General features: G+C 50.0%; 18 protein-coding genes. 13 read left to right on the top strand and 5 right to left on the bottom strand.

Annotation, left to right across the window (positions count from 1 at the left end; translation table 11 throughout):
• Positions 1-42: 42 nt before the first annotated feature.
• The 3 genes from yajC to AB4875_RS10810 are packed head-to-tail and all read left to right on the top strand — an operon-like array spanning position 43 to position 2,852.
• Positions 43-378, top strand: coding sequence for a preprotein translocase subunit YajC (gene yajC / locus AB4875_RS10820; protein ID WP_368376068.1), 336 nt, complete (start codon positions 43-45; stop codon positions 376-378).
• Positions 379-429: 51 nt separating this feature from the next.
• Complete coding sequence (locus tag AB4875_RS10815; protein ID WP_368376067.1) at positions 430-1,467, top strand: 1-aminocyclopropane-1-carboxylate deaminase/D-cysteine desulfhydrase; 1,038 nt, start codon at positions 430-432, stop codon at positions 1,465-1,467.
• A 35-nt stretch (positions 1,468-1,502) separates the two neighbouring features.
• A complete protein-coding gene (locus AB4875_RS10810; RefSeq protein WP_368376066.1) occupies positions 1,503-2,852 on the top strand; it encodes an alanine/glycine:cation symporter family protein in 1,350 nt (449 codons plus the stop codon).
• Between the two features lie 89 nt (positions 2,853-2,941).
• Here AB4875_RS10810 and alr read toward each other — a convergent pair whose 3' ends face one another.
• Positions 2,942-4,018, bottom strand: coding sequence for an alanine racemase (gene alr, locus AB4875_RS10805; protein WP_368376065.1), 1,077 nt, complete (start codon positions 4,016-4,018; stop codon positions 2,942-2,944).
• On the opposite strand from alr, the gene AB4875_RS10800 reads away from it, so the two are divergent.
• From AB4875_RS10800 to thrH, 4 genes are all read left to right on the top strand, one after another.
• The gene (locus AB4875_RS10800) at positions 4,013-5,530 is read left to right on the top strand and encodes a trypsin-like serine peptidase (protein WP_368376064.1); all 1,518 of its coding nucleotides are present in this window, start codon (positions 4,013-4,015) and stop codon (positions 5,528-5,530) included. The genes alr and AB4875_RS10800 overlap by 6 nt on opposite strands.
• Positions 5,531-5,600: 70 nt before the next feature.
• The gene (locus AB4875_RS10795; RefSeq protein WP_368376063.1) at positions 5,601-6,512 is read left to right on the top strand and encodes a 5'-nucleotidase; all 912 of its coding nucleotides are present in this window, start codon (positions 5,601-5,603) and stop codon (positions 6,510-6,512) included.
• A gap of 99 nt (positions 6,513-6,611) precedes the next feature.
• On the top strand, positions 6,612-7,586 hold the full coding sequence (gene cysB / locus AB4875_RS10790) for an HTH-type transcriptional regulator CysB (RefSeq protein WP_368376062.1): 975 nt from the start codon (positions 6,612-6,614) through the stop codon (positions 7,584-7,586).
• 107 nt (positions 7,587-7,693) lie between these two features.
• Positions 7,694-8,311 (top strand): bifunctional phosphoserine phosphatase/homoserine phosphotransferase ThrH, encoded by a 618-nt coding sequence (gene thrH / locus AB4875_RS10785; RefSeq protein ID WP_368376061.1) that lies wholly within the window; start codon positions 7,694-7,696, stop codon positions 8,309-8,311.
• A gap of 21 nt (positions 8,312-8,332) precedes the next feature.
• On the opposite strand, the gene pabB is transcribed toward thrH, so the two are convergent.
• On the bottom strand, positions 8,333-9,688 hold the full coding sequence (pabB, locus tag AB4875_RS10780; RefSeq protein WP_368376060.1) for an aminodeoxychorismate synthase component I: 1,356 nt from the start codon (positions 9,686-9,688) through the stop codon (positions 8,333-8,335).
• A gap of 363 nt (positions 9,689-10,051) precedes the next feature.
• Between pabB and AB4875_RS10775 the strand changes: the two genes are divergently transcribed.
• The 6 genes from AB4875_RS10775 (at position 10,052) to AB4875_RS10750 (ending at position 18,918) form a co-directional block, all read left to right on the top strand.
• Positions 10,052-11,785, top strand: a complete 1,734-nt coding sequence (locus AB4875_RS10775) for an acyl-CoA carboxylase subunit beta (protein WP_368376059.1) — start codon at positions 10,052-10,054, stop codon at positions 11,783-11,785.
• A gap of 105 nt (positions 11,786-11,890) precedes the next feature.
• Positions 11,891-14,698, top strand: coding sequence for an ATP-binding protein (locus AB4875_RS10770; protein WP_368377076.1), 2,808 nt, complete (start codon positions 11,891-11,893; stop codon positions 14,696-14,698).
• Between the two features lie 53 nt (positions 14,699-14,751).
• Complete coding sequence (gene mce, locus AB4875_RS10765; protein WP_368376058.1) at positions 14,752-15,165, top strand: methylmalonyl-CoA epimerase; 414 nt, start codon at positions 14,752-14,754, stop codon at positions 15,163-15,165.
• A 94-nt stretch (positions 15,166-15,259) separates the two neighbouring features.
• Positions 15,260-17,419, top strand: coding sequence for a methylmalonyl-CoA mutase (scpA, locus tag AB4875_RS10760; RefSeq protein WP_368376057.1), 2,160 nt, complete (start codon positions 15,260-15,262; stop codon positions 17,417-17,419).
• Between the two features lie 76 nt (positions 17,420-17,495).
• The gene (gene meaB, locus AB4875_RS10755; protein ID WP_368377075.1) at positions 17,496-18,467 is read left to right on the top strand and encodes a methylmalonyl Co-A mutase-associated GTPase MeaB; all 972 of its coding nucleotides are present in this window, start codon (positions 17,496-17,498) and stop codon (positions 18,465-18,467) included.
• A gap of 4 nt (positions 18,468-18,471) precedes the next feature.
• The gene (locus tag AB4875_RS10750; RefSeq protein ID WP_368376056.1) at positions 18,472-18,918 is read left to right on the top strand and encodes a YiiD C-terminal domain-containing protein; all 447 of its coding nucleotides are present in this window, start codon (positions 18,472-18,474) and stop codon (positions 18,916-18,918) included.
• A gap of 11 nt (positions 18,919-18,929) precedes the next feature.
• Here AB4875_RS10750 and AB4875_RS10745 read toward each other — a convergent pair whose 3' ends face one another.
• From AB4875_RS10745 to ppsR, 3 genes are read right to left on the bottom strand one after another with little or no spacing between them, the layout of a single operon-like run.
• Positions 18,930-20,723: a thioredoxin domain-containing protein gene (locus AB4875_RS10745; RefSeq protein ID WP_368376055.1), complete on the bottom strand. Its 1,794-nt coding sequence runs from the start codon at positions 20,721-20,723 to the stop codon at positions 18,930-18,932.
• A gap of 57 nt (positions 20,724-20,780) precedes the next feature.
• Positions 20,781-21,983 carry a patatin-like phospholipase family protein gene (locus tag AB4875_RS10740; RefSeq protein WP_368376054.1) on the bottom strand — a complete coding sequence of 401 codons (1,203 nt, stop codon included), beginning with the start codon at positions 21,981-21,983 and terminating at the stop codon, positions 20,781-20,783.
• Entirely contained in the window at positions 21,983-22,801 is an 819-nt protein-coding gene (gene ppsR / locus AB4875_RS10735) for a posphoenolpyruvate synthetase regulatory kinase/phosphorylase PpsR (RefSeq protein ID WP_368376053.1), read from the bottom strand. Before ppsR ends, AB4875_RS10740 begins: the two co-directional genes overlap by 1 nt.
• Positions 22,802-22,893 lie beyond the last annotated feature (92 nt).

The raw sequence follows: 22,893 nt of genomic DNA, 5'->3' as shown, positions 1-22,893 counted from the left end.
TTGTCGCGGCGTTATTTTTTGAATTTTGAGTAAGGACGTGTAATGAGCTTTTTCATTTCTGAAGCACAAGCCCAAACTGCTGGTGGCGCTGCGGCTCCCGGTGGCGAGTTATTCCAGATCGGCTTTCTGGTACTGATGTTTGCCCTGTTTTACTTTATCGCTATTCGTCCTCAGCGCAAGCGCCAAAAAGAGCATGCCGCTATGGTTGCGGCTTTGGGGAAAGGCGACGAAGTAGTCACTACCAGCGGTATTCTTGGTAAAGTCACAAAACTTGATGACGACTATGTGGTCGTTGCCGTGACGGATAATGTGGAATTGAAATTTCAGCGTTCATCCATTCACGCGGTGCTGCCCAAAGGCACCTTGAAAGCAATCTAATGATTGCGCGCTTCGCGATAGTGCGGGGCGCACTCCTCTAGCAGGTGGCACATGCCTTCTTCTATTAAAAGTTCAGATACCACGATACAAACATTCGGTGGTCACGTGCCACCGCGACTCAAGCTTGCACAATTGCCCACTCCCTTACAGCTCCTCGACCGCCTTAGCAAACGCATCGGTGGACCCAAGATTTGGGTGAAGCGCGATGATTTAACTGGCAGCCTACTGTCGGGCAATAAGGTGCGCAAATTAGAATTCAATTTGGCCCAAGCCATTGCCGATGACTGCGACACCATTATTACTTGTGGGGGGCTGCAATCCAACCACTGTCGGGCGACGGCATTGCTGTGCGCGCAGCTGGGTTTGAAATGTCATTTGATTTTACGAGGCGATGACAAACAAATTCCAGACGGCAATCTACTCTTGGATTATTTGGCTGGGGCCGAGATTAGCTATTATCCCGCCGCACAATATCAGCGCGAATTAGATGATATTTTGGTGCGCGTTCAGGCGACTTATCAAAAGAAGAATAGAAAGGCGTTTATTATTCCCACCGGCGCCTCTGACGCAATTGGTGTCTGGGGTTATGTTGAAGCCTGCGCGGAACTTAAGCAGGATTTTCTTGAGCACGGTATCTCGCCAAGCCATATTATTTGCGCTACCGGTTCAGGCGGCACCCAAGCTGGTTTGAGCGCAGGTGTTCACCGCTACGGCATAGATGCCAAGGTTTATGGCGTTAATGTTTGTGATGACGAAGCGTGGTTCTTGAATAAAGTTAAGTGTGATTTAAGAGATTGGGAGCAGCGCTATCAAACTGGCATAGACCTTGATGCTTTGTCGCTAAACGTAATCGATGGCTATGTTGGAGCGGGTTATGCGCAGGCGGGACAAGAAGTCTTTGCTTGTATAGCGGATGTTGCCCGCGGCGAAGGCCTAGTGCTCGATCCGGTGTACACCGGCAAGGCCTTTTACGGCATGTTGGATCAATTGAAAAAAGGCCGCTTTGGCGATACCGGCGACATCGTGTTTGTGCATACCGGTGGGGTGTTTGGTGTATTCCCGCAGAGGGAAAATTTCAATTTTAATTAATCGTTGGTGTTTTAGAGCACGGTAAAGGACTTCCTATGGAACAAATATCAGCATTTGTAAGTGCCATTAACGGTGTAGTGTGGGGGCCTTTGATGTTGGTGCTCATATTGGGCACAGGCGCCTACCTGATGATTGGTTTACGGCTGATGCCGCTGCTGAATATTGGGCCTGCCTTTCGCTTACTCCTTAAGGGACGTAAAAGCAGCCAAGGTAAAGGCCAGATTAGCCCCTTCCAAGCGCTAATGACTTCTTTAAGCGCCACTATTGGCACCGGCAATATCGCTGGCGTGGCAACCGCCATTGCACTGGGCGGTCCCGGCGCCTTGTTTTGGATGTGGTGTACCGCTCTCGTCGGCATGGCAACAAAATATGCGGAGGCAGTGTGCGCGGTGCAGTTTCGCGAGCAAGATGCCGAGGGCAATTTTAGCGGCGGCCCCATGTACTACATCAAAAATGGCTTAGGGCCGCGCTGGCGCTGGCTCGCTGCCTGTTTTGCTTTCTTCGGTGCCATTGCGGGCTTTGGTATTGGCAATACGGTTCAGGCCAATTCAGTCGCTGACGCCATGCAGGGTGCTTTCGGAATACCAATTTGGGTCAGTGCTGCGGTCATGGTTGTTGGCGTTGCAGCCGTCATATTGGGCGGTGTAAAGCGCGTCGCCAGTGTGGCAGGTTTTTTGGTTCCCATTATGGCCGTCAGTTATCTTGCCATTGGCGTGCTTATCTTGCTGATGAATCTTAGCGCCTTGCCCGCTGTTTTCAATTTAGTCATCCATTCCGCTTTCAATGGCACAGCCGCGGTAGGCGGTTTTGCTGGCGCCGGTATTGCAGCGGCAATTCGGTTCGGTGTGGCGCGGGGTATTTTTTCTAATGAAGCTGGGCTGGGTAGTGCGCCCATAGCCCATGCAGCTGCCAAGACTAACAACCCGGTGCGGCAGGGTATGATTGCCATGCTCGGCACCTTCATCGATACAATTTTAGTGTGTTCAGTCACCGGCTTTGTAATTTTGCTTTCCGGGGTATGGCAGACCGGAGAAAGTGGCGCTGCGCTGTCGACAATGGCTTTTGAATCACAGATTCCCGGTGGTCATTACATTGTTGCGGTGGGCTTGGCGGTTTTTGCTTTTACCACAATGCTGGGCTGGTCTTACTACAGCGAACGCTGCGTGGTGTACTTTTTTGGCCCCCGCGGCGTAATGCCATTTCGCATCGCCTGGGTGTTAGCCATCCCACTGGGCGCGATGGCAAACCTGGGTTTTATTTGGCTGCTGGCAGATACCTTGAACGCTTTAATGGCCATTCCAAATTTAATTGCCTTAATATTGCTGAGTCCAGTGGTATTCCAGCTGACTAAGACTCAGTTGGCGGCGGCGAAATCAAGCGCTTAACTCAGGCCCTTTGATCCTCGCTTAGCGTGTTTTCGGCCCCCATTATTTCGGGGCCGTAGCTTTTGTGCTCTATATGCAGTTTGCTGAGCCTATAAATAGATGCGCTCAACTCGTTCGGTAATGCGAGTAAATAATTCGTAGCTAATGGTATTGCAGTGCTGGCCCACTTCGGCGGCGGGAAGCTGCTCACCCCATAGAGTGGCCACGTCACCGGCTTTTACTGTGGGTAGATGGCTAACATCTACAGTCATTAAATCCATAGAAACTCGGCCCGCTAGGCTGGCGCGTGCACCATTGATTAGCACTGGCGTGCCATCGGGCGCTTGGCGGGGATAGCCGTCGGCGTAGCCTGCTGCAATGGTTGCAATACGCGATTTACCTGTTGATTGCCAGCGCCGGTTATAACCGACCGCGTCGCCTGCCTCTAAGTCTCTTACCGCTAAGACCTTGGCTTTAAACGTCATCACAGACTGTAAATCGCTGCCGGCAGGCAGGCTGCTACTGGGGTCGTCGCCATAAAGCATAATGCCGGGGCGAACCCAGTCGAGCTGGGTTTGGGGGTGAACAATAATCGCCGCGGAGTTGGCCATACTTATGGGGACGTCACCCAGAGAGTGGCTGAGCGAGGTCAGACGCTGGTATTGTAGCGCGGTGGTGCTGTGGTCCGCAGTTTCTGCATCACTGAAATGACTCATATGATGAATCGCCGCAACAGTAGATTTGGACGCAAGCAATTTGTGCGCTTGGGCAAATTCCGATGCGCTCATGCCAAGCCGATTCATGCCAGTGTTCATCTTTAACCAGACCGTGATAGGCTCGGCCAAGGAGGTGTTTGCAAGTTCCTTTGCGGTGTCGATGTCATGAATGACAACATCTAGGTGATGACGCGCGCATTCCTGTAATTGCTCGCCATTCAGCTCGGTGCCTAGTAGTAGAATTCGTTTTTGTGCTTGGCTGCCCCGTAAATTCAAAGCTTCACTAAACCGGGCGACGGCGAACCCGTCGACCATATTGTGTAATTGCTTGGCGACCCAATCTGCACCGTGTCCATAGCCATTGGCTTTGACCATCGCTAAGATAGCGGCACTAGGCGCAAGACGACGCACGGCAGCCGCATTGTGACGCAGCGCTTTACTATTGAATTCAACCCAAGTTGTTCTATGCATAATTATCGACTCATTTCCTTGCTGAATTCTATCGGGCTTGCCGCGGCGAGAACAGCGCGCAATGCTGTCGCTGTGCTCTTTTCGGTTTTCTGTAGCGCTGCTAGCGCTGATTGTAGTGACAGCATCTTTCCCCCAGCGGCCTCCGCATGGCTGCTGCCGACTGCGGAGAAGCGCCTGGAGTTTGGCGAAAATATAAATGTCAGTCCAGCCGTATGTGAGTATACAAACATTGAATTGGCACAGTGGTATTTCTGGGGTGAGGGCAGCCAAGGTACTAACACTCAGAGCGCCGACATTGAGCTAGCTTATCGTCATGCCACCCAGGCGGTAAGCGCAAATCACTGGCCTTACGAATTGGCCTTGATGCATGCAGCTTTTGTGTTAAAGGGCATGGACACTGGGCTTAGTCTTGAAGAGGCCGTGCGGCGTTATCGAAGAGAAATCCTCAGTGGTGATCCTCTGCGTCGAGATAAAGCCTTGGCGATGTTAAACCAATTGAGTGGTTTTTTACCTCGTGTCATGACGGCTCCTAATGCGGTGTTTGCAGATTCTCGGCTGTCTAAGCCGCTTGCGTTGCAGCCAACATTGGCGCTGCAATTATCTAAGCGCGGCAAAAAGAACCTTATTCTAACGGCGGATACTGACGGCGCGCCAAGGCTGTTGTGGGCGAATGCTGTGGTTGACGCTGATAAATCGATATCTTTAATATTTCAGCGTCAGGCCTCTCTAGGCGCAAGTGGTAGCGAGGATGTGCGCCAACAACTTTGGCGGCTGCCAACGTCCATGCCGCGCAGCGGTATATTATTAAGTAGATTTACTCAAGCTGATGGTAGCTACTATGAATCACGCTGCACTGCCACGCAGCTGGCCTCGCAGTGGTTGATATCAGCCTCGCACTGTTTATATACACCGGCCGGCGATGGCCAACTCCGTTCGCTGCAGTTTATTGCAGATCCAAACGCATCCTCTGGGAGTGATGGCGCTGCGACGCCAGTGACGGCGGCGTGGCATCATCGCCAGCATCATCCTAAACATCAGCATAATGGTGAGCTTGGCCGCTACAGTGGATCAGATATCGCTCTATTTAAGTTGGCGTCTCCGATACCTATGCAAAAACCGCCGATGCTGGCGATACCAAATTCTCAAAATCTTTGGGTGGAAAGCCTCGCTTATCCGAATGATAAAACCCGCTATACCCTGTGGTCCTCCCGTTGCCGCTCAAGTTTATGGCAGCGAGGCACTCAAAAGTTAGGCGATTTATATGTTCTGGATTGTTTTAGTTACGCGGGGCAGAGTGGCGCAGTATTGACACAGAACAATGACAGCCAGCGCCAAATTATCGGAGTATTGTCGGCGCGCATTTCCAACGCCAGTATTAATCAGCCTGTATTTGCGGCTTTAACGCACGCTCTGATTAAGGAGATTAAAACTGTGATGGCTGGCGAGCACTCGGCTTTGTTTGTCGCTATGCCAATTATGTCACCAGTGAATGTGGCCGCCGCAAAACCCTAGCGGCGTTTAAGGCTGTTGTCTTGGTCTGGCGGTATTGTATAGTGAGCCTGTTCCTCCAAGAAGTATGATTATGCCCAAAGGATTTGAGAGTAAATTAGTAGTCGCTATTTCATCCAGAGCATTATTCAATCTGGATGAAAGTCATCGGGTGTATGAATCAGAGGGGCTCAATGCCTATCAAAGCTATCAGATAGACCATGAGAATGAGATTTTAGAACCAGGCGAAGCCTTCGGTATTGTTGAGCGCCTGTTGCAGCTCAATAATTATCTTGATGATGCCCGCGTTGAAGTCATCCTACTTTCACGTAATTCAGCCGATACCGGTCTGCGGGTATTTAATTCCATAGAGCATTACGGGCTCAATATTAGCCGCGCAGCGTTTAGCGGCGGGGAAAGCCCTTACCGTTATGTATCAGCTTTTGGCTGTCATCTTTTTTTATCGACCAATGCAGAAGACGTGCGCCGTGCACTGGATAACGGTGTCGCCGCGGCGACTTTGTTATCACGCTCCAAAAAATCCCAGCCCGTGAGTAATCGAGAGCTGCGTTTTGCCTTCGATGGTGATGCGGTTATCTTTTCAGATGAGGCGGAGCAAGTCTTTAAGCGCGACGGGCTGGAAGCCTTTACCGCCAGTGAAGTGGCCGCGGCCAATACGCCCTTGAGCGGCGGTCCGTTTAAGAACTTTCTAGCTGCTTTAAATGCCTTGCAGCGCGAGCTCTCTGATGACGATCCACCCATTCGCATCGCCTTGGTGACGGCGCGCTCTGCGCCCACCCACAAACGGGTTATTCAAACTTTGAGAAATTGGAATATTCGTATAGATGAGTCGCTATTCCTCGGTGGTTTAGACAAGGGCGAGTTTTTGGCGGCCTATGGTGCAGATGTATTTTTTGACGATCAGCCCGGTCATTGCGCATCGGCTAGTGAGCATGTTTCTACTGGACATGTCCCGCATGGCATTGCCAATAAAGTGGATGACTGATGGAGTGAGGCTTGGTTGACCTTGGCCAGGCTTTAAAAAATAAAAAGATACTGCCGTGAAAGTGTATCAAGCACGTTTGATTTCAGGAGCTAGATCAGCATGAAACTGCAACAGTTGCGCTATATTTGGGAAGTTGCGCACCACGAGATGAATGTATCGGCAACGGCTCAAAGCTTATTTACGTCGCAGCCCGGCATTAGTAAGCAAATACGCATGTTAGAAGATGAGTTGGGTGTAGAAATTTTCGCTCGCAATGGCAAACACCTCACTCGAATTACTCCCGCTGGTGAAGCGATTTTAAAAACTGCTGGTGAGATTCTGTACAAGACCGAAAGTATTAAACACACCGCCCAAGAGTTTAAGAATCCGAAGAAGGGTAGCCTGTCAATTGCAACTACCCACACTCAGGCCCGCTATGCACTGCCTAGTGTTATCAAGACCTTCATTGAACGCTATCCCGATGTGTCCTTGCATATGCACCAGGGTACGCCCATGCAAATTTCGGAGTTGGCCGCCAACTTTGAAGTCGATTTCGCTATTGCAACCGAAGCACTGGAGTTGTTTAGTGACTTGATTATGATGCCGTGTTATCGCTGGAATAGAACGATTCTAGTTCCCAAAGATCACCCTTTAACGCAGATCAACAATCTCCAGATCGAAGACGTGGCTCTGTTTCCAATTGTGACCTATGTGTTTGGCTTTACCGGCCGCTCAAAGTTAGACGAAGCCTTCCTCAACAAGGGGCTTGAACCTAAAGTGGTGTTTACCGCCACCGATGCCGATGTTATTAAAACCTATGTTCGCCTTGGCCTAGGTATTGGGATTGTTGCCGAAATGGCCTATGACCCTGTGGCAGACTCGGATTTAGTGGCCCTTGATGCAAGTCATCTCTTTGAGCCTAGCGTTACCAAAGTAGGATTTCGTCGCGGTACTTATATGCGAAAATTCATGTATGATTTTGTAGAGCTATTTGCTCCTCATTTGACCGCAGATTTAGTCGATAAAGCCTATCAGTGCCAGACTAAGCACGACCTTGAAGCGCTGTTTGCAGATATTGATTTGCCCATGTACTAGGCCGATTTTGCTGTATTAGTCAAGATTGCTTTATCTGTCCCAAGCCGTTAGATTGACGCGGTTTTTCGGCGCTAAAGCGCAATTTAATCAATTTTAGGAGTAATGTTGTGGAAATCGCTTGTCTTGACTTGGAAGGGGTGCTGATCCCAGAAATCTGGATCGATTTTGCGGAGCGCACTGGTATCGAAGCGTTGAAGGCAACTACCCGTGATATACCCGACTATGATGTGCTGATGCAGCAGCGCCTGCGTTTGTTGAACGAAAACGGCTTAGGCCTACCAGATATTCAGGAAGTCATTGCTGATATGGCGCCAATGGAAGGTGCTGTAGAGTTTTTGGATTGGCTGCGCGCGCGTTTTCAGGTGGTTATTTTGTCAGACACCTTCTACGAGTTTGCCGCGCCACTGATGAAGCAATTAGGTTGGCCAACGCTGCTGTGCCATAAATTGGAAACCGACAGCTTGGGGAAGGTCGTCGACTACCGTATTCGCCAAGTGAATCCTAAGCGCCAAGCCGTTCTTGCCTTAAAAACCCTGTACTACCGAATTATTGCTGCAGGCGATTCCTACAATGACACCACCATGTTGGCAGAAGCCGATGCTGGCATTCTGTTTAAAGCGCCGGACAATGTTATTAGCGAATTCCCGCAATTCCCCGCAGTACACGACTATGAAGCCCTAAAGCTGGAATTTATTAAAGCGTCTAACCGCAATCTAAGCTTGTAATAGACCCACGTAGCAATGCGTTTAGAAATCGGCAAGCGCCTGTAGGAGCTTGCCGATTTTTGTTTCAGTCTCAATAAACTCCTCGTCGACCTCAGAGTCGGCAACAATGCCACCCCCAGCCCATCCACGAATGTGATTATCTGCACAGACAAAACTGCGGATGGTGATGCTGCTGTCCATCTTGCCGCCGCCACCCAGGTAGAAAATACTGCCGCAGTAGAAACCGCGCCGATGGGGCTCTATTTCAGCAATGATTTCCATGGCTCTTTGTTTTGGCGCGCCAGTGATGGAGCCGCCGGGAAAACAGTTCAGCAATGCTTTGAACGCAGTGCAACCGGGACGCAATTGACCGGATACGGTGCTGACTAAATGATGCACGGTGCGAAAGCTTTGCAGCTCGCACAACTTGTCGGTTTGTACCGATGACGGCTGACAGCTTTTGCTGAAATCATTGCGCAGTAAATCTACAATCATCACGTTCTCGGCGCGATTCTTAGCACTGCTTTGCAACTCGACAGCCAAGGCCAGGTCTTTGATTGGATCTGGATCGCGGGCAGCTGTGCCTTTAATAGGCTGGGTTTGCAGCCGGCCATTACATGCCGACAGCAGACGCTCTGGTGAAAAACTTAGAATCTGGCTATCACCGAGATCGACATAAGCCGAGAAGGGCGCGGCGGCAGTTTTCCGTAAACCTTGATAGGCTTGCCATGGATCCCCCTGATAAGGCGCTGTAAAAGCCCGTGTCAGGTTGATTTGATAACAGTCGCCGGCGTGAATATAGTCTTGAACTCGTTCAAAAGCCTGCCGGTATTGCTGGATATCCAAGGAGGTCTCAAATATGCCGCTTAGCGCAAAGTTGGCTGGCTTTGCGTCGGGTTCGGTAGCGGCGACAACAAGGCCTTCGATGTGCGCCAAGTAATCTGCGCTAACCGAAGCTTGGGCCACGAGCTCGCAATGTCGACGCTGATGATCCACAACAATGGCCCAGGGATAGATGCCAGCGTGGAAGTATGGCGTGGCTGAGCTGTCATCTTCTGCTTGTTTATGCCTGACAGAATGAGTGATTTCGGCAAAATCATAACTCAGGTAGCCAATCGCACCGCCGCAAAAGGGCAGCTCCTCATCGTGAATGTAGTTGCTACATACCTCGGCTAAGCGCAATTCAGTGTTAATAATAAACATTTCAATGCTGTCGTAGGGCATTGTTTTTAATGAAATAACTTCATCAGGTTGAGCGCAAATAATGTCGAATCGACCGTAGTCGCTAAAGGGCGCTGCGCTATCTAAAAACACTGGAAATGGTAGATGTTTCAGACTCGCAAATATAGCGCAGCTGTCGCGGGAGTAGGGTAGCAATATGCGACGAAGACGGGCCATTATTTGTTGCTCTGGGGGGCGATTAAACGCGGCGACTAACTCGCGATTTTACGTGCTATGAGGCTGAAAAATCTAGTGTTTTATCATATTGAGCAAGGTCTTCAGAGCCGCCATTTGGATTGACAGAGAAGCCGGATCCCAGTAATGTTAGCCGCCGCTTTGAGAATCACTAAGCCGTCGTTGTAATACATAGAACGGTTTTTCTCATTCATCCGCAATTCAAATATGTCAGCTGGCGCAATGCCCCTTAGAAAATTAGCAGTGATAGGGATCGTAAGAATCCCATGCTGGCTAAGATATCGGGGAGATAATCGCTAGCGGCATGTTCGCGGGTTAACTATAAATGCAGCTGGAACTGACAGCATGACAAAAATACAGACACAAATTCCCTCACTGGAAAACCCCTTCGAGAAGAAATCAGAACTCGAGTTTACCGTACCAGGTCAGATTGATTACGATCCTGGTATCTACGAAGCCGCTCTTCAAGCTGGTTACGATCTGCTACAGCGCCCAAGAAAGATGGCGGGTGTAAAAGGCGTTCAAAAGCAGCACGAAAAGAAGCGTATGACCGTTTGGGAAAGAATTTCAGTGCTCGCCGATATCGGCACTGAGCCTAAAATTCTTTACCAAAACTGGGGCAAAAATTTAGATGGCGCCTCGCTCGTTACCGCGGTTGTTAAAGTCAATGGCCGAGATGTGGCTCTTTATGGTCATGACTTTACTGTCCGCGCCGGTTCTATGGACGCCACCAATGGCAGCAAGTTAGCTAATCTATTTAAACTTGCCGGCAAGCTTGGTATTCCACTGGTTGGTATGAACGACTCAGCGGGTGCATACATTCCCGCTGGTGTTGGCGGCCTAGATGGCTACGCGGAAGCGTTTACCGCACTGCGCCATATCAACGGTGTGGTGCCGTCGATTATGTGTATGTTCGGTTATAACGCCGGTGGTGGTTCTTATCTGCCGCGTCAGGGTTCTTTTGTTATTCAACCCAATGACACCTTCTTTGGTTTGACTGGGCCCGGCGTTGTTAAATCTGTGCTTGGCGAAGACGTGACCGCTGATGAACTTGGTGGTCCCAGTGTTCATTCTAAATCTGGGGTAACGGATTTTGTCGTGCCCGACGAAGTCGCCGCTTTGCGTAAAGTTAAAGAGCTTCTTAACTACCTGCCAAACAATAGCGCCGAGGCGCCGCCGTTTCAGCCGACCTCTGACCCGATTACGCGTAGAACCTGGGATATCGATTTACTATTGAGGAAAGCCTTTAATAGCCCCACAGGTTTTAATACCCCCTTTGATATCAGCATTATTATTCAGCAAATGTGCGACCACGGTGATTTCTTTGAAATCCAACCTGAGCGCGCTCGCAACACCGTTTGCGCGCTGGGTCGTATGGGCGGCAACGTCGTCGGTTTTGTAGCGAATAATTCTGCGGTCGCCTCTGGGCAGATCGATATCGACGCTGCCTACAAAAACGCGCGCTTTATCCGTTTCTGCAATGTTTACAATATTCCCGTTATTTTCATGGAAGACACCACTGGTTTCTTACCGGGTAAAGATCAGGAGGCGGGCGGTATTGTTCAAGCCGGTCGCGCTATGCTCGATGCGATTATCGATCTGCGTACACCGCGTTTCCTTATGATTGTTCGCAACGCCTTTGGTGGCGCTTACGCGTCGTTTAATAACTATCCTACTGGTGCGGATTTTGTCTGCGCATTACCGACAACCCGTTTAGCGGTAATGGGCCCAGCGGGCGTTGAATACGTTTATAAAGATGAAGTGCGTAAAATTCGCGGTGCGATTAAACCGAAGACGGCTGAACTTAAGGCGCAAAACCTCAAGGTAGGTATGTCTGAGTCAGACGCTGCGGCAGCGGCTAAAGAAGCTGTCACCGTATGGCAGAAGCACGAAGAGCTGCAGTTGACCCAACGCTATGAGCGCGAGCTCATGAATCCAAACGAAGCATTAAGCCTGGGATCGATATCCCAGATCGTCATGCCCTCTGACCTGCGCAAGGTATTGGGTGAACAACTGGAACTGCATCTCAGAGCTTACAAGCCTGAGCCCATGAGTGGAACGCAACGGGAATTTCATTAATTCCCCGAGCTTGTGCAAGTATTCCGTCATTCATTGACTCAAGACGATTCGCTAACGAGGTTATTCGACGTGCAAGAAAGTAATAATTACTACCTGAGCAATCCGATGGTTCATAAAGACCGTCAATTGGCAAAATCAAATACAGCATGGACTCGAGGTTTCGCATGTAATGACATGAAACCATTGATTATTTGCCGTGGCCCAATCCGAAAGGAGGCTATGGATGTATTCGACGAAATGGGTATCCACCACTACGGTATTTTGCTCTCAGAAAAAGACTCCATTACCTATACCAACGCCCTTGCGCCAGAGTTGCGTACTCTGACTGATCCAGATCGCGTTCACCGTGTACCGGATTACACCGGCGCCACCAAAGAAGAGCGCATTCGTCGTATCAAGCAAATCATTCGTATTGCCTACGATAATGATTACAACGCGATCTTTGCGGGTTACGGCTTTATGTCCGAAGACGCCGAGATGGTGGAGTCGATGGAAAAGGCCGGCTTGAATTTTATTGGGCCCTGTTCTTACACCCAAAAATCTGCGGGTATGAAAGACCAAGCGAAACGCACCGCATTGGAAACTGGTGTGTCAGTTACACCTGGGGTGAACAATGCGACTAGTTTGGCTCTTTTTGCCAAATACGGCGTAGATGGTCTTGAGAAGTGCGCCAAAGACAACAAGCTGAGTGTCGACTTTGCCGCCTGTAAAGACCTTGAAGAACAGGCTCTGGCATTGTTGGCGGCGTCGTATGCGGCGGGTATCGATATCATTACTGCCGCTGACATTGGCCTTGCGCTGCAAACTGAAGCTAAGCGCATGCTGACAGAAAAGCCGAACAACCGTTTCCGCCTAAAAGCGATTGCCGGTGGCGGTGGTAAAGGTCAGCGTATTTTGCAGTCAGCGAACTCATATGAGGGCGCGACTCTTGAAGAAAAATTAGAGAAGGCCGTCGCTAACGTACCGTCTCTGGTACAAGAGTGCCTGATCGAACTGAAAACCAACGGTGTTGGTGACAATAAAAACGTCCTTATCGAAATGAATATCGATACCACCCGCCACCAGGAGATTCAGGTTGTGGGTAACGGTGAGTGGTGCATGACCATGGGCGGCCGTGACTGCTCATTGCAAATGCACGAGCAGAAACTGTTAGAGGTGTCTGTTACTGAAGAAGAGCTTGCGGCAGCCATTATTGCGGCCGAAGCGGCTGGTAGCAAAGCAGAAGCAGAACAACTTAAGAAAGACCTAGATATATTGCAGCGCATGGAACATGAAGGCGCGGTATTCGGTGAAGCGGTAAAACTGGATTCTTTAGGCACCTTTGAATGTATCGTCGATGGTGATTCCCACTATTTCATGGAGATGAATACCCGTATTCAGGTTGAGCACCGGGTGACAGAGTTGTGCTACAAACTCAAGTTTACCAACCCAGACGACTCTGGTGATTATTTCATTGCCGAAAGTCTTGTTGAAGTCATGGTGCTGTTGGCACGCCACGGCAAAAACTTGCCTAAACCCACCCGTATTTTGCGTGAGAAAACCTCGGTAGAGGCGCGCATGAACGCAACTAACCAAGCCTTGCAGCCCCACGCTGGTGGTGTTATCGAAAACTGGTCGAACGCGATTCGAGGTGAGATCCGTGACGACCAAGGTATCTCTACCCACAATCCCGATACTGATGTGTTTATGAAATACCACCTCGCCGGTGCGTATGACTCAAACATTGCGCTACTACTTACCACAGGTGAAACCCGTCTCAGCAGTTATCAGCGTTTGGCGGAAATACTGCGGCGCACTGAATTGCGCGGCAAAGATCTGGCCACTAATCTTGAGTTTCACTATGGCTTGGTGCACTGGTTCATTGGCAACGGTATCAATGCGCGTCCATCAACGCGTTTTATTGTGCCTTACCTGACCTCGGTAGGTTTGCTTAAAGAACAGGCCAACCAAATTGACTTGGATGTTGCTTACGCAGAAATACGTCAGCGCTACGTTGGCGAAGCGGGCGATAACGGCGCCGCATGGGCAGCAGCACTCGATGCTAAAAAACTATTAATGATTCGTCCGCTGGAACGTTTATTCGCCGAACCGCATTATATGGCCGGTTGGTTAAGCATGAACAAGAACAGCTTGCGTATCGACAACGGCAAAATCAAATGGGCCGTTAATCCCATTCAGCTGCTGGAAGAGCTATATCACTATCTGAATATGGATTTTGAAGCTGATAAGCCAGCACGCTATATGATCTGGGACCACGACCACGATATCTTAAGCGCAGCCGTTAGCTTCTACAAAACCTTGAATGAAAAAGTCGATGCTGCAGATTTCCCTGCTCTTGAAGCCTTACTTGCTTCAGACAAGGCGCCCAAAGGCTTTAGTGCGGACGAGTGGTCTGCGGTACGCAGCGCGCATATAGGCTATTTTGCCGGTAGCGAAGTACTGTCAGTATTGGCGTATATCGCCGATAAGACTGGCTTCTACGAGCTGAGCATGAACCCCGATTTGAGTATCACCATTCCCGATCGCTTAACTGACGAGGTTCTGCAGAAGCGCATGGCCAAGGTACTTGTGCCACCACCTGCTGCGAAATCAGACGAAATCTTGGCAGCCAGCGGCGGCATGTACTATCCGCGCGAAGCACCCGGCATGGATGTATTCATTAGTGTTGGCGAGCATTTCGAAGCGGGCGATACTTTGTACATTGTTGAAGTTATGAAGATGTTCAACAAAGTCATTGCGCCTTTTGCCGGTACAATCGATAAAGTCCTGATTGAAGGTGATGGCGTGATTATTAAGAAAGGCCAGCCCTTGTTCAAAATCATCCCAGACGAAAAAATTATCGTGGTAACCCCTGAGGAAATTGCTGAGGGCCGTCGTGCTAAAACTATCGAGTTTTTAGCGACCCTGAAGTAGTGGCATTGGCCGGCAGCACGCTGCCGGCTCATTAGATAATTAGGAGTATTCAGATGATTACTGGACTTGATCATATTGCGGTTGCCGTTCCCGATCTAGACAAAGCCATTAAGCGCTTTTTAGAAGATTTCGGCCTAGTGTATGAAGGCAGCGAGGAAGTTGAAACTGCAAAAACCGCAACCGCGTTCTTTCCCCTTAAATCAACCAGCATCGAGCTAGTAAGCCCTTTGCGTGGCGAAGGCCCGATAGCCAAATATCTCGAAAAAAAGCCTGGCGGCTTACATCACTTATGCTTTAGCACCGACGATATTGTGGCTGATGTAGCGCGCTTGACGGCGCTGGGATACCAATTCCTCAGCGAAGCACCAAGCGCAGGTGCCCATGGCTGCCAAGTTATCTTTATTCATCCTAAATCTTGCGACGGCGTGCTCATCGAGCTCAGCCAGCCGGGAGATGAGCACCACTAAATACAGATAGATGCCGCGTATCAGGTGGTGATACACACAAGCGGCACGTCAATATTGCAAACACTGACCCTCACAAATACAGACAGGTACAAGTATGGCTGATTACAAAGCTCCCGAGACTTCCGTAGACGACTGGAAGGCAATGGCGAATAAAGTCCTCGCCAAAGGCAATCAAACGCTTGATGACTTAGTTTGGCATACACCCGAAGGCATAGACGTTAAGCCCTTGTATACCAAGGAAGATATTGCAGACCTGCCGTTCACAAATACCTTGCCAGGTGTTGAGCCCTTTATTCGCGGCCCACAACCGACCATGTATGCAGGTCGTCCCTGGACCATTCGTCAGTACGCGGGTTTTTCAACTGCTGAAGAATCTAACGCGTTTTATCGTAAAGCCTTGGCTGCAGGCGGGCAGGGTGTATCTGTTGCCTTCGACCTTGCTACTCACCGTGGCTATGACTCGGATCATCCCCGTGTAACGGGCGACGTCGGTAAAGCCGGTGTGGCGATAGATTCCGTTGAAGACATGAAAGTATTGTTCAACGAAATCCCACTGGATAAAGTCTCGGTTTCCATGACCATGAACGGGGCAGTATTGCCGGTTCTAGCTGGTTATATCGTCGCTGCAGAAGAGCAGGGCGTGAGCCAGGATCAACTGTCAGGCACTATTCAGAACGATATTCTTAAAGAGTTCATGGTACGCAATACCTATATTTACCCACCGCTACCCTCGATGAAAATTATCGGCGATATCATCGCATACGCGTCTGATAATATGCCTAAGTACAACACGATCTCAATTTCCGGCTACCATATTCAAGAAGCGGGTGCTGACGCCGCGCTAGAGCTGGCATATACCCTAGCTGATGGTAAGGAGTATATTCGCACTGCAATTGCCGCCGGTTTGGACATCGACAAATTTGCTGGCCGCCTGTCCTTTTTCTGGGGCATTGGTATGAATTTCTATATGGAAATTGCCAAAATGCGCGCCGCGCGTTTGCTGTGGTCGAAGATCGTGAGCGAGTTTGAACCCAAAAGCTCACGCTCAAAAATGCTGCGTACCCACAGCCAAACCTCTGGCTGGTCGCTGACCGAGCAAGACCCATACAACAACATTGTGCGCACCACGATCGAGGCGATGGCGGCGGTTTTTGGCGGCACGCAATCTTTGCACACCAACGCCCTCGACGAAGCGATAGGTTTGCCGACTCAATTCTCTTCACGCATCGCCCGTAATACTCAGTTAATCATTCAAGAAGAAACCGGTATTACCAAGGTAGTTGATCCTTGGGGTGGTTCTTACATGATGGAATCGCTGACCAAAGATATTGCCGATCGCGCCTGGGAACTGATCCAGGAAGTTGAAGAGAAAGGCGGCATGGCTAAAGCGATAGAGACTGGCCTGCCTAAGCTGCGTATTGAAGAATCGGCAGCCCGCAAACAAGCGCGTATCGACCGTGGCGAAGATGTGATTGTAGGGGTAAACAAATATACCTTGGCCGAAGAAGACGATGTTGATTTCTTGGACATTGACAACAAAGCAGTGCGTGAATCGCAGGTTGCGGCACTGGCTGACATCCGCGCATCGCGCGACGAGGCAGCGGTAGAAGATGCTCTAGAAGCAATTTACCAATGCGCCGTCACCGGTGAGGGCAATTTGCTAGACCTCGCAGTAAAAGCAACACGTTTACGCGCCACAGTTGGTGAAATCTCCTTTGCCATGGAGCGTGAGTTCGGCCGCTTTAACGCACAGGCGCAAACGGTGTCTGGTGTTTATGGCAGCGCCTATCAAGACGACGAAAACTGGCAGGGTATCAGCAAAGATATCGAAGACTTTGCTGAGAAGCATGGTCGTCGACCACGTATGCTAGTGTGTAAAATGGGTCAAGACGGCCATGACCGCGGCGCGAAAGTTATTGCTACAGCCTTTGCTGATGTTGGTTTTGATATCGACCTGTCACCGATGTTCTCGACCCCAGAAGAGGTGGCGAAACAGGCTGTAGAAAACGATGTTCATGTGGTGGGTGTCTCCTCGCAGGCGGCGGGTCATAAAACCCTGATTCCTGAGTTAATTGCAGAGCTTAAGAAAGTCGGCGCTGATGATATAATCGTTATTGCTGGCGGTGTTATTCCGCGCCAAGATTATGACTTCCTCACCGACGCAGGTGTGAAAGGTATCTTTGGTCCAGGCACCAAAATTCCCTTGGCTGCACGGGGCGTACTCGACGCGATTAACGCTGCATATAAAGCTTAGGAAAAGCACTTGTTAAATGGCCGAGGCGGATCTTTATGGTCTTTCTCTGCCGTCTTCACTTGAGCTGACATTCATTATGGCAATTGATATTGATGCACTAAAAAGTGGTAACTCCCGTGCTCTGGCCAAGGCGATTACCTTGGTTGAGAGCAAGCGTGTCGAGCATAGAAGCGAAGCCCAATTGGTGCTCGAACAGCTTCTTCCCCACACCGGAAACAGTATTCGCGTTGGTATTACCGGTATTCCTGGCGTGGGTAAGTCCACGTTCATCGAAGCCTTTGGGCTTTATTTAGTCAGCCTCGGCAAGCGAGTCGCGGTATTGGCAGTGGACCCCAGCTCTCCCATTGCCGGCGGTTCTATATTGGGTGATAAAACCCGCATGGAATTGCTGTCGCGCAGTAAAGACGCCTTTATTCGGCCATCGCCGTCTGAAGGTTCGCTGGGCGGTGTCGCACAAAAAACCCGTGAAACCATGCTGCTTTGCGAAGCCGCCGGCTACGACGTTATTTTGGTAGAGACCGTGGGCGTGGGGCAGTCAGAATATGAAGTTGCTAGTATGGTCGATTTCTTTATGGTTCTTATGCTGCCCAATGCCGGCGACGAATTACAGGGCATCAAAAAAGGTATTATCGAGTTAGCAGACGCCTTGGTCATCAATAAGGCCGATGGCGAAAGTATCAACCTAGCTCAGCAAACCCGCCGTCACTATGAGAACGCCTTGCACTTGCTGCGGCAGAATAGCTTTTGGACGCCGCAGGTAATGAGTTGCTCAGCGCTAAAGAACGAAAATATTGAAGCTATTTGGGGCATGATCAGCGGCTTTAAAATTGATGCTACTAAGAACGGCTCAATGCAGGAAAAACGTTCGCGTCAAGCCCGTGAATGGATGAGCAAATTACTGCATGAAATGCTCGACATGAAGCTCAAGCAAAATCCCGAAGTGAAAGTGCTATTACCTGAGCTTAATCAGAAAGTAACTGAAGGTGAAACCACGCCATTCTTAGCGGCAACGCGCATAATTAATCTTTTATTTAAGCCGGAAACCTAGCGTTATGAATGGTGAGGCACTCGATACATTTATTGCTAAATACCTGCCGACGGCGCAGCACATGCAAATCACTGTTGAGAATTATGATGGCAGTAGTTTGCGATTACATGCACCCTTGGCGCCCAGTATCAACGATAAGCTGACGGCCTTTGGTGGCAGCATATACGTTGTCGCCGTGATGGCCTGCTGGGGCATGGTGTATATGCGCTGCGTAGATTACGGCTTAGATCCAGACATCGTAGTGGCTGAGGCATCAATCGAATACCTCAGGCCGGTTACCGGCGACATTGTAGCGAGTTCACTGGTGGTTGAAGAGAAACACTGGGAGCACTTCTTTGATCGCTTTGAAGAGCGCGGCAAGGCCAAGATAAATCTCTGCTCCGAAATTATAGTTAACGGAGAAGTGGCCGTTCGCTTCAAAGGTCTCTATGCAATCATTGGCGTTAAATAGACATTGAAATGCTATTTTTGGGTACCCTCTATTAAAGCGATGACTTCCTGGATTTCATTGGCCTTATAAATCGGTGTTGAGCAGCGCTTGTCGTTACACACAAACGCAGCTGCCTTGGCTAGGCTAGGGTACTCAACATCGTGATTAATTAATGCACCTTCGCTGCGATCCCACCATTCAATGCGGCGGTAGCTTTGATAACTAGTCGCTAGCGCTGCACTAAATAACTTCTGCGCTTTGACGTCAGATTTTGAACCCACCACCACCAAATGTAGAGGGTCGCGATTTAGTTCTGCGTCAGCCAGTAGAATCCCCGCCTCGGTGAAACGGCTGGCGATGACCTCGCTGCTACTAATATAAGCCATGGATTTTTCTGCCAATACCTTATCAATTTCGCGGCCACTGTAGTGAAATAGGGTGTTTATAGCCCGAGTGGCCTGAATGTTCTCTTCTAAATCGACATACGGCGCCAAAGGATCCTGAGCACCGATGCTGGCGGCGGGCAAGCCCACAACATCGGGACTGGCTATTTTCTCTCGAATAACATCAGCGCTGGCCGTGGCATATCGAAGCCACTGGCGGTCGGCGCTAATCTCATAAAGATCGATAAAGGCAGCGAGTGCACTAATATTATCAGCTAAAAATAACTTAGCGTCGTCACGGCTTTTACTGTCGCTACTGCCGTGATTGAACCCGCCTGCTGAGCGTTGGCGATTGGCTAGCAGCCACTCGCCAATTGATATTGCCTGTGCTTTTATTTTGGTATCACCCGTCGCGCTGTAAAGTCTGGTGAGCGCGGAAATCAAAGTAGCGTTTTCCTTGGTGTAGCGGTGGGTATCAACACGAGGAATGCCCAGGGCGATACGTTGCTGGTCTTTTAAAGCAAAATATTGGGCGCTCTTTTGGCCTTGAATAAGATCGGCATCTTGGCTGGTATAAAAGCCACCGTCGGGGGCTTTTAAAAAACGATTAAGATAGCCGACGGTGCGCTCGGCTGCGGCTTGATAAGCTGGGTTTTTAGTCGCCGCATAGGCCTGTGCGTAGAGTCGAATAGAGCGCGTCTGGCTGCGCATAATTTTTTCAAAGTGCGGGTGATCCCAGTCCCCATGGGTTGAATACTGGTAGAAACCACTCCATTCGGGGTCTTCTAATTTGAGGGCTGCTGTTAAGGTCTTATTGGCCCGGGCTAGTTCGCTTTCATCGCCATTCATACCTTCTAACAAGGCATATTCAACGGAATCGGGATCGATGAACTTCATCGCAATGGCAAGGCTACCGTATTCGGCATCGTAGCTGCGTTTATGCATTGCGATTAAATTAGCTTTGTCCGCAGGTATTAGTGCACTGCGCTGAGTGGTAACGGCAATAAGGCTGCCAGTATTTTCTGGACTGGGATCGCGAACAATCGCATTGAGTAAGGCCGTCATTGAGTCAGGTGGAATATAGCCAGCACGTTTAACAATTTCTACGCCATCGCTATTATAAAAAATAGTTGCAGGCCAACCCCAGGCGCGATAGCGCGCGGCGATCTCTGGGTGAGCGTCGTGATCTACTTTTATCGCGATAAAATCTTTGTCAACCGCGGCCCCAACCTGTGGATCGCTATAGGTCTTTTGGTCCATAACATGGCACCAATGACACCACACGGCTTCAACATTGAGAATGATGTGCTTGCCGGACGCTTTAGCTTCACTAAAAACCTGAGGGCTCCATTGTCGCCAGGTGATCGCGCTATTTTCGGCGGCAGCAGCGGGGAAGATTAAACTTGAGAGTAGAATAAATAACAGACTGGCTTGCTGAATCATATATAGCTCCAATGTTCTTCGGGGCTTGTACGAGGTGCAGGGGCTAGCCGATGTGATCTATTTGTCGCGGTATAGAAAGGTCTGTAACTCGTCTCGCTGCGCCATGCCGTCGCGGTAGCCAAGGTCAATGAGCTTTCCGCAGTATTCCGGCGTGAACAAAAGGTAGCTAGCGATACTTACACCACCGCCACTATTTCCTGTGCTACCGGTGCGGCGCAGAAAAATTCTGAGTGAGCGGGGCAACTCGTTAACGTGATCATCGGCGATACGATCGATGTCCTCGCTGGGGCTGACAACTAGGCAATCTATGGGAAGCAGCTCCTTGCCCATCATGCCGCGATCTTCCTCGGGGATCATCCGAACTAATTCATTAATACGCTCTAGGCGCTCAATATCAGTTTCGATACTGTCAATAAATGCGCTGTTAAGCAGGTGACCAATGATTTGGCCAAACCCTGGTGACTGTACAGCTTTAGGTATTTTTGGATATTGACGTTTGTGACCATTGGCGGGAATAACCAGGACTCTATTTGCGCCGAGATGAATCACCGGGCTGATGGGGGCTAATTGCCGCAAAGCACCGTCGCCATAGTAGTCTCGGCCCAGTTTGGCCGGTGGGAAAATTGTTGGAATAGCGGTTGATGCCATTAAATGTTGGAGCTGAATCGGCGTGGCCATACCTTGCCGGCGCCAGCGCTGCCAGCCGGCATACTGGGGCCCGCCCTGAAAAAATGTTTCAGAAACCCCCTGCGTGTAATTCATGGCGGTGAGACAAAGGGCATCCAAGTCGCCGTTCAAAATATTAAGGCCGATGTTTTCGAAGCTCACATATTGGCGGAGTATTTCCCGCAGTGGGCTATTGTCTAACAGCGCCACTGGCCGGTCACCGGGGGATCCTGAGCTGAATAGTGAATAGGTGAGCCGCAGGGCATTGCGCAATACGCCGAAAAAGTCGGCGCGATAAATCTTATCGGTGCTGAGGTCCCGCCAGAGCATCTCCAGTTTTTCTACCGTGCCACCAAAATGATGCGCACCAGCGGCCAGTGATACCGCATTTATGCCGCCCGCGGAGGTGCCGGCAAGAATAGGGAAGGGGTTGCCAGGGCGCTTGCCGTGAATTTCTGCCAGGGCTTTAAGCACGCCGACTTGATAGGCGGCCCGAGCGCCGCCGCCGGGTAATACCATGGCAGTATTGGAGCGATAGCTGTTTTTTGGTGCTTGGTCTTGGTCTTGGTCTTCAGTGGTGTCGGTAGTATTCATTAGCGTTTATGTCCGCGCAGTCCGGTATCCACTAGCACTCGGGTGGCAATTTCCTCTACTGATGCATGGGTGATATCGAGATAGGGAACACCAAATCGTTTAAACATGGCTTCTGCTTGACGCAACTCGTCTTCACATTGGCGCAACGACGCATAGCGGGTGTCTGGCCTGCGCTCGCTGCGTATAGCCGATAAACGCTCAGCATCTATCGTCAAGCCAAATAAGCGATTGCGATGATCTAGCAAGGCCTTTGGCAGGCGATCACTTTCCATGTCTTCGTCGGTAATCGGGTAGTTGGCGACGAATATCCCCGATTGCATCGCCAAATACAGGCACGTTGGGGTTTTCCCGCTGCGAGAAACACCAATTAAAATGACTTCGGCTTGGTCGTAGCGATTTAATCTGGCGCCATCGTCGTTATCTAGGGCGTAATTTACCGCGTCAATTCGCTGCTTATAAAGCATATCTTTGTCGGCATTCTGCACGCGGCCAACTGTGCGCGAGGGTTTTTCTCCTAGCGCTACCTCTATTTGGCTAACAAATGTGCCAAGAACATCTACAATAAAGCCGCGGCTGGTGGCAATAATTGCGCGCAGGTCTTCGTCGACTAGGGTATCAAACACAATCGGTTGGTTGCCGCATTCATCTGCAGCCCGATTAATTTTCTCTACCGCCGAGTTCGCTTTTTGGGCATTGTCGACGTAGGGCACGATAATGTGCTCAAATTTTTGGCTCTCAAATTGCGCTAAAACACTGCTGCCTAGGGTCTCGGCAGTGATGCCGGTACTGTCTGATATAAAAAAAGCCGGACGAATCATGTAGTTTTTTTACCTAATGCACTGAGTTTTTCGACGGGAATTTCCAAATTACTTACTTTAGTATAGCCCGTGTTAATTTCTTGCACCCTTAT

Source organism: Zhongshania sp. R06B22 (assembly GCF_040892595.1).
GTDB classification, from domain to species: Bacteria; Pseudomonadota; Gammaproteobacteria; order Pseudomonadales; family Spongiibacteraceae; genus Spongiibacter; species Spongiibacter arctica.
Note: the sequence above shows the minus strand (reverse complement) of the source record. Positions and strands in the feature narration are given on the sequence as shown.

Bases quoted from the DNA above. Each gene is read 5' to 3' on its own strand.
- yajC (WP_368376068.1), top strand. From the start codon at position 43: ATGAGCTTTTTCATTTCTGAAGCACAAGCCCAAACTGCTGGTGGCGCT.
- AB4875_RS10815 (WP_368376067.1), top strand. From the start codon at position 430: ATGCCTTCTTCTATTAAAAGTTCAGATACCACGATACAAACATTCGGT.
- AB4875_RS10810 (WP_368376066.1), top strand. From the start codon at position 1,503: ATGGAACAAATATCAGCATTTGTAAGTGCCATTAACGGTGTAGTGTGG.
- AB4875_RS10800 (WP_368376064.1), top strand. From the start codon at position 4,013: ATGCATAATTATCGACTCATTTCCTTGCTGAATTCTATCGGGCTTGCC.
- alr (WP_368376065.1), bottom strand. From the start codon at position 4,018: ATGCATAGAACAACTTGGGTTGAATTCAATAGTAAAGCGCTGCGTCAC.
- AB4875_RS10795 (WP_368376063.1), top strand. From the start codon at position 5,601: ATGCCCAAAGGATTTGAGAGTAAATTAGTAGTCGCTATTTCATCCAGA.
- cysB (WP_368376062.1), top strand. From the start codon at position 6,612: ATGAAACTGCAACAGTTGCGCTATATTTGGGAAGTTGCGCACCACGAG.
- pabB (WP_368376060.1), bottom strand. From the start codon at position 9,688: ATGGCCCGTCTTCGTCGCATATTGCTACCCTACTCCCGCGACAGCTGC.
- AB4875_RS10775 (WP_368376059.1), top strand. From the start codon at position 10,052: ATGACAAAAATACAGACACAAATTCCCTCACTGGAAAACCCCTTCGAG.
- AB4875_RS10770 (WP_368377076.1), top strand. From the start codon at position 11,891: ATGGTTCATAAAGACCGTCAATTGGCAAAATCAAATACAGCATGGACT.
- mce (WP_368376058.1), top strand. From the start codon at position 14,752: ATGATTACTGGACTTGATCATATTGCGGTTGCCGTTCCCGATCTAGAC.
- scpA (WP_368376057.1), top strand. From the start codon at position 15,260: ATGGCTGATTACAAAGCTCCCGAGACTTCCGTAGACGACTGGAAGGCA.
- meaB (WP_368377075.1), top strand. From the start codon at position 17,496: ATGGCAATTGATATTGATGCACTAAAAAGTGGTAACTCCCGTGCTCTG.
- AB4875_RS10750 (WP_368376056.1), top strand. From the start codon at position 18,472: ATGAATGGTGAGGCACTCGATACATTTATTGCTAAATACCTGCCGACG.
- AB4875_RS10745 (WP_368376055.1), bottom strand. From the start codon at position 20,723: ATGATTCAGCAAGCCAGTCTGTTATTTATTCTACTCTCAAGTTTAATC.
- AB4875_RS10740 (WP_368376054.1), bottom strand. From the start codon at position 21,983: ATGAATACTACCGACACCACTGAAGACCAAGACCAAGACCAAGCACCA.
- ppsR (WP_368376053.1), bottom strand. From the start codon at position 22,801: ATGATTCGTCCGGCTTTTTTTATATCAGACAGTACCGGCATCACTGCC.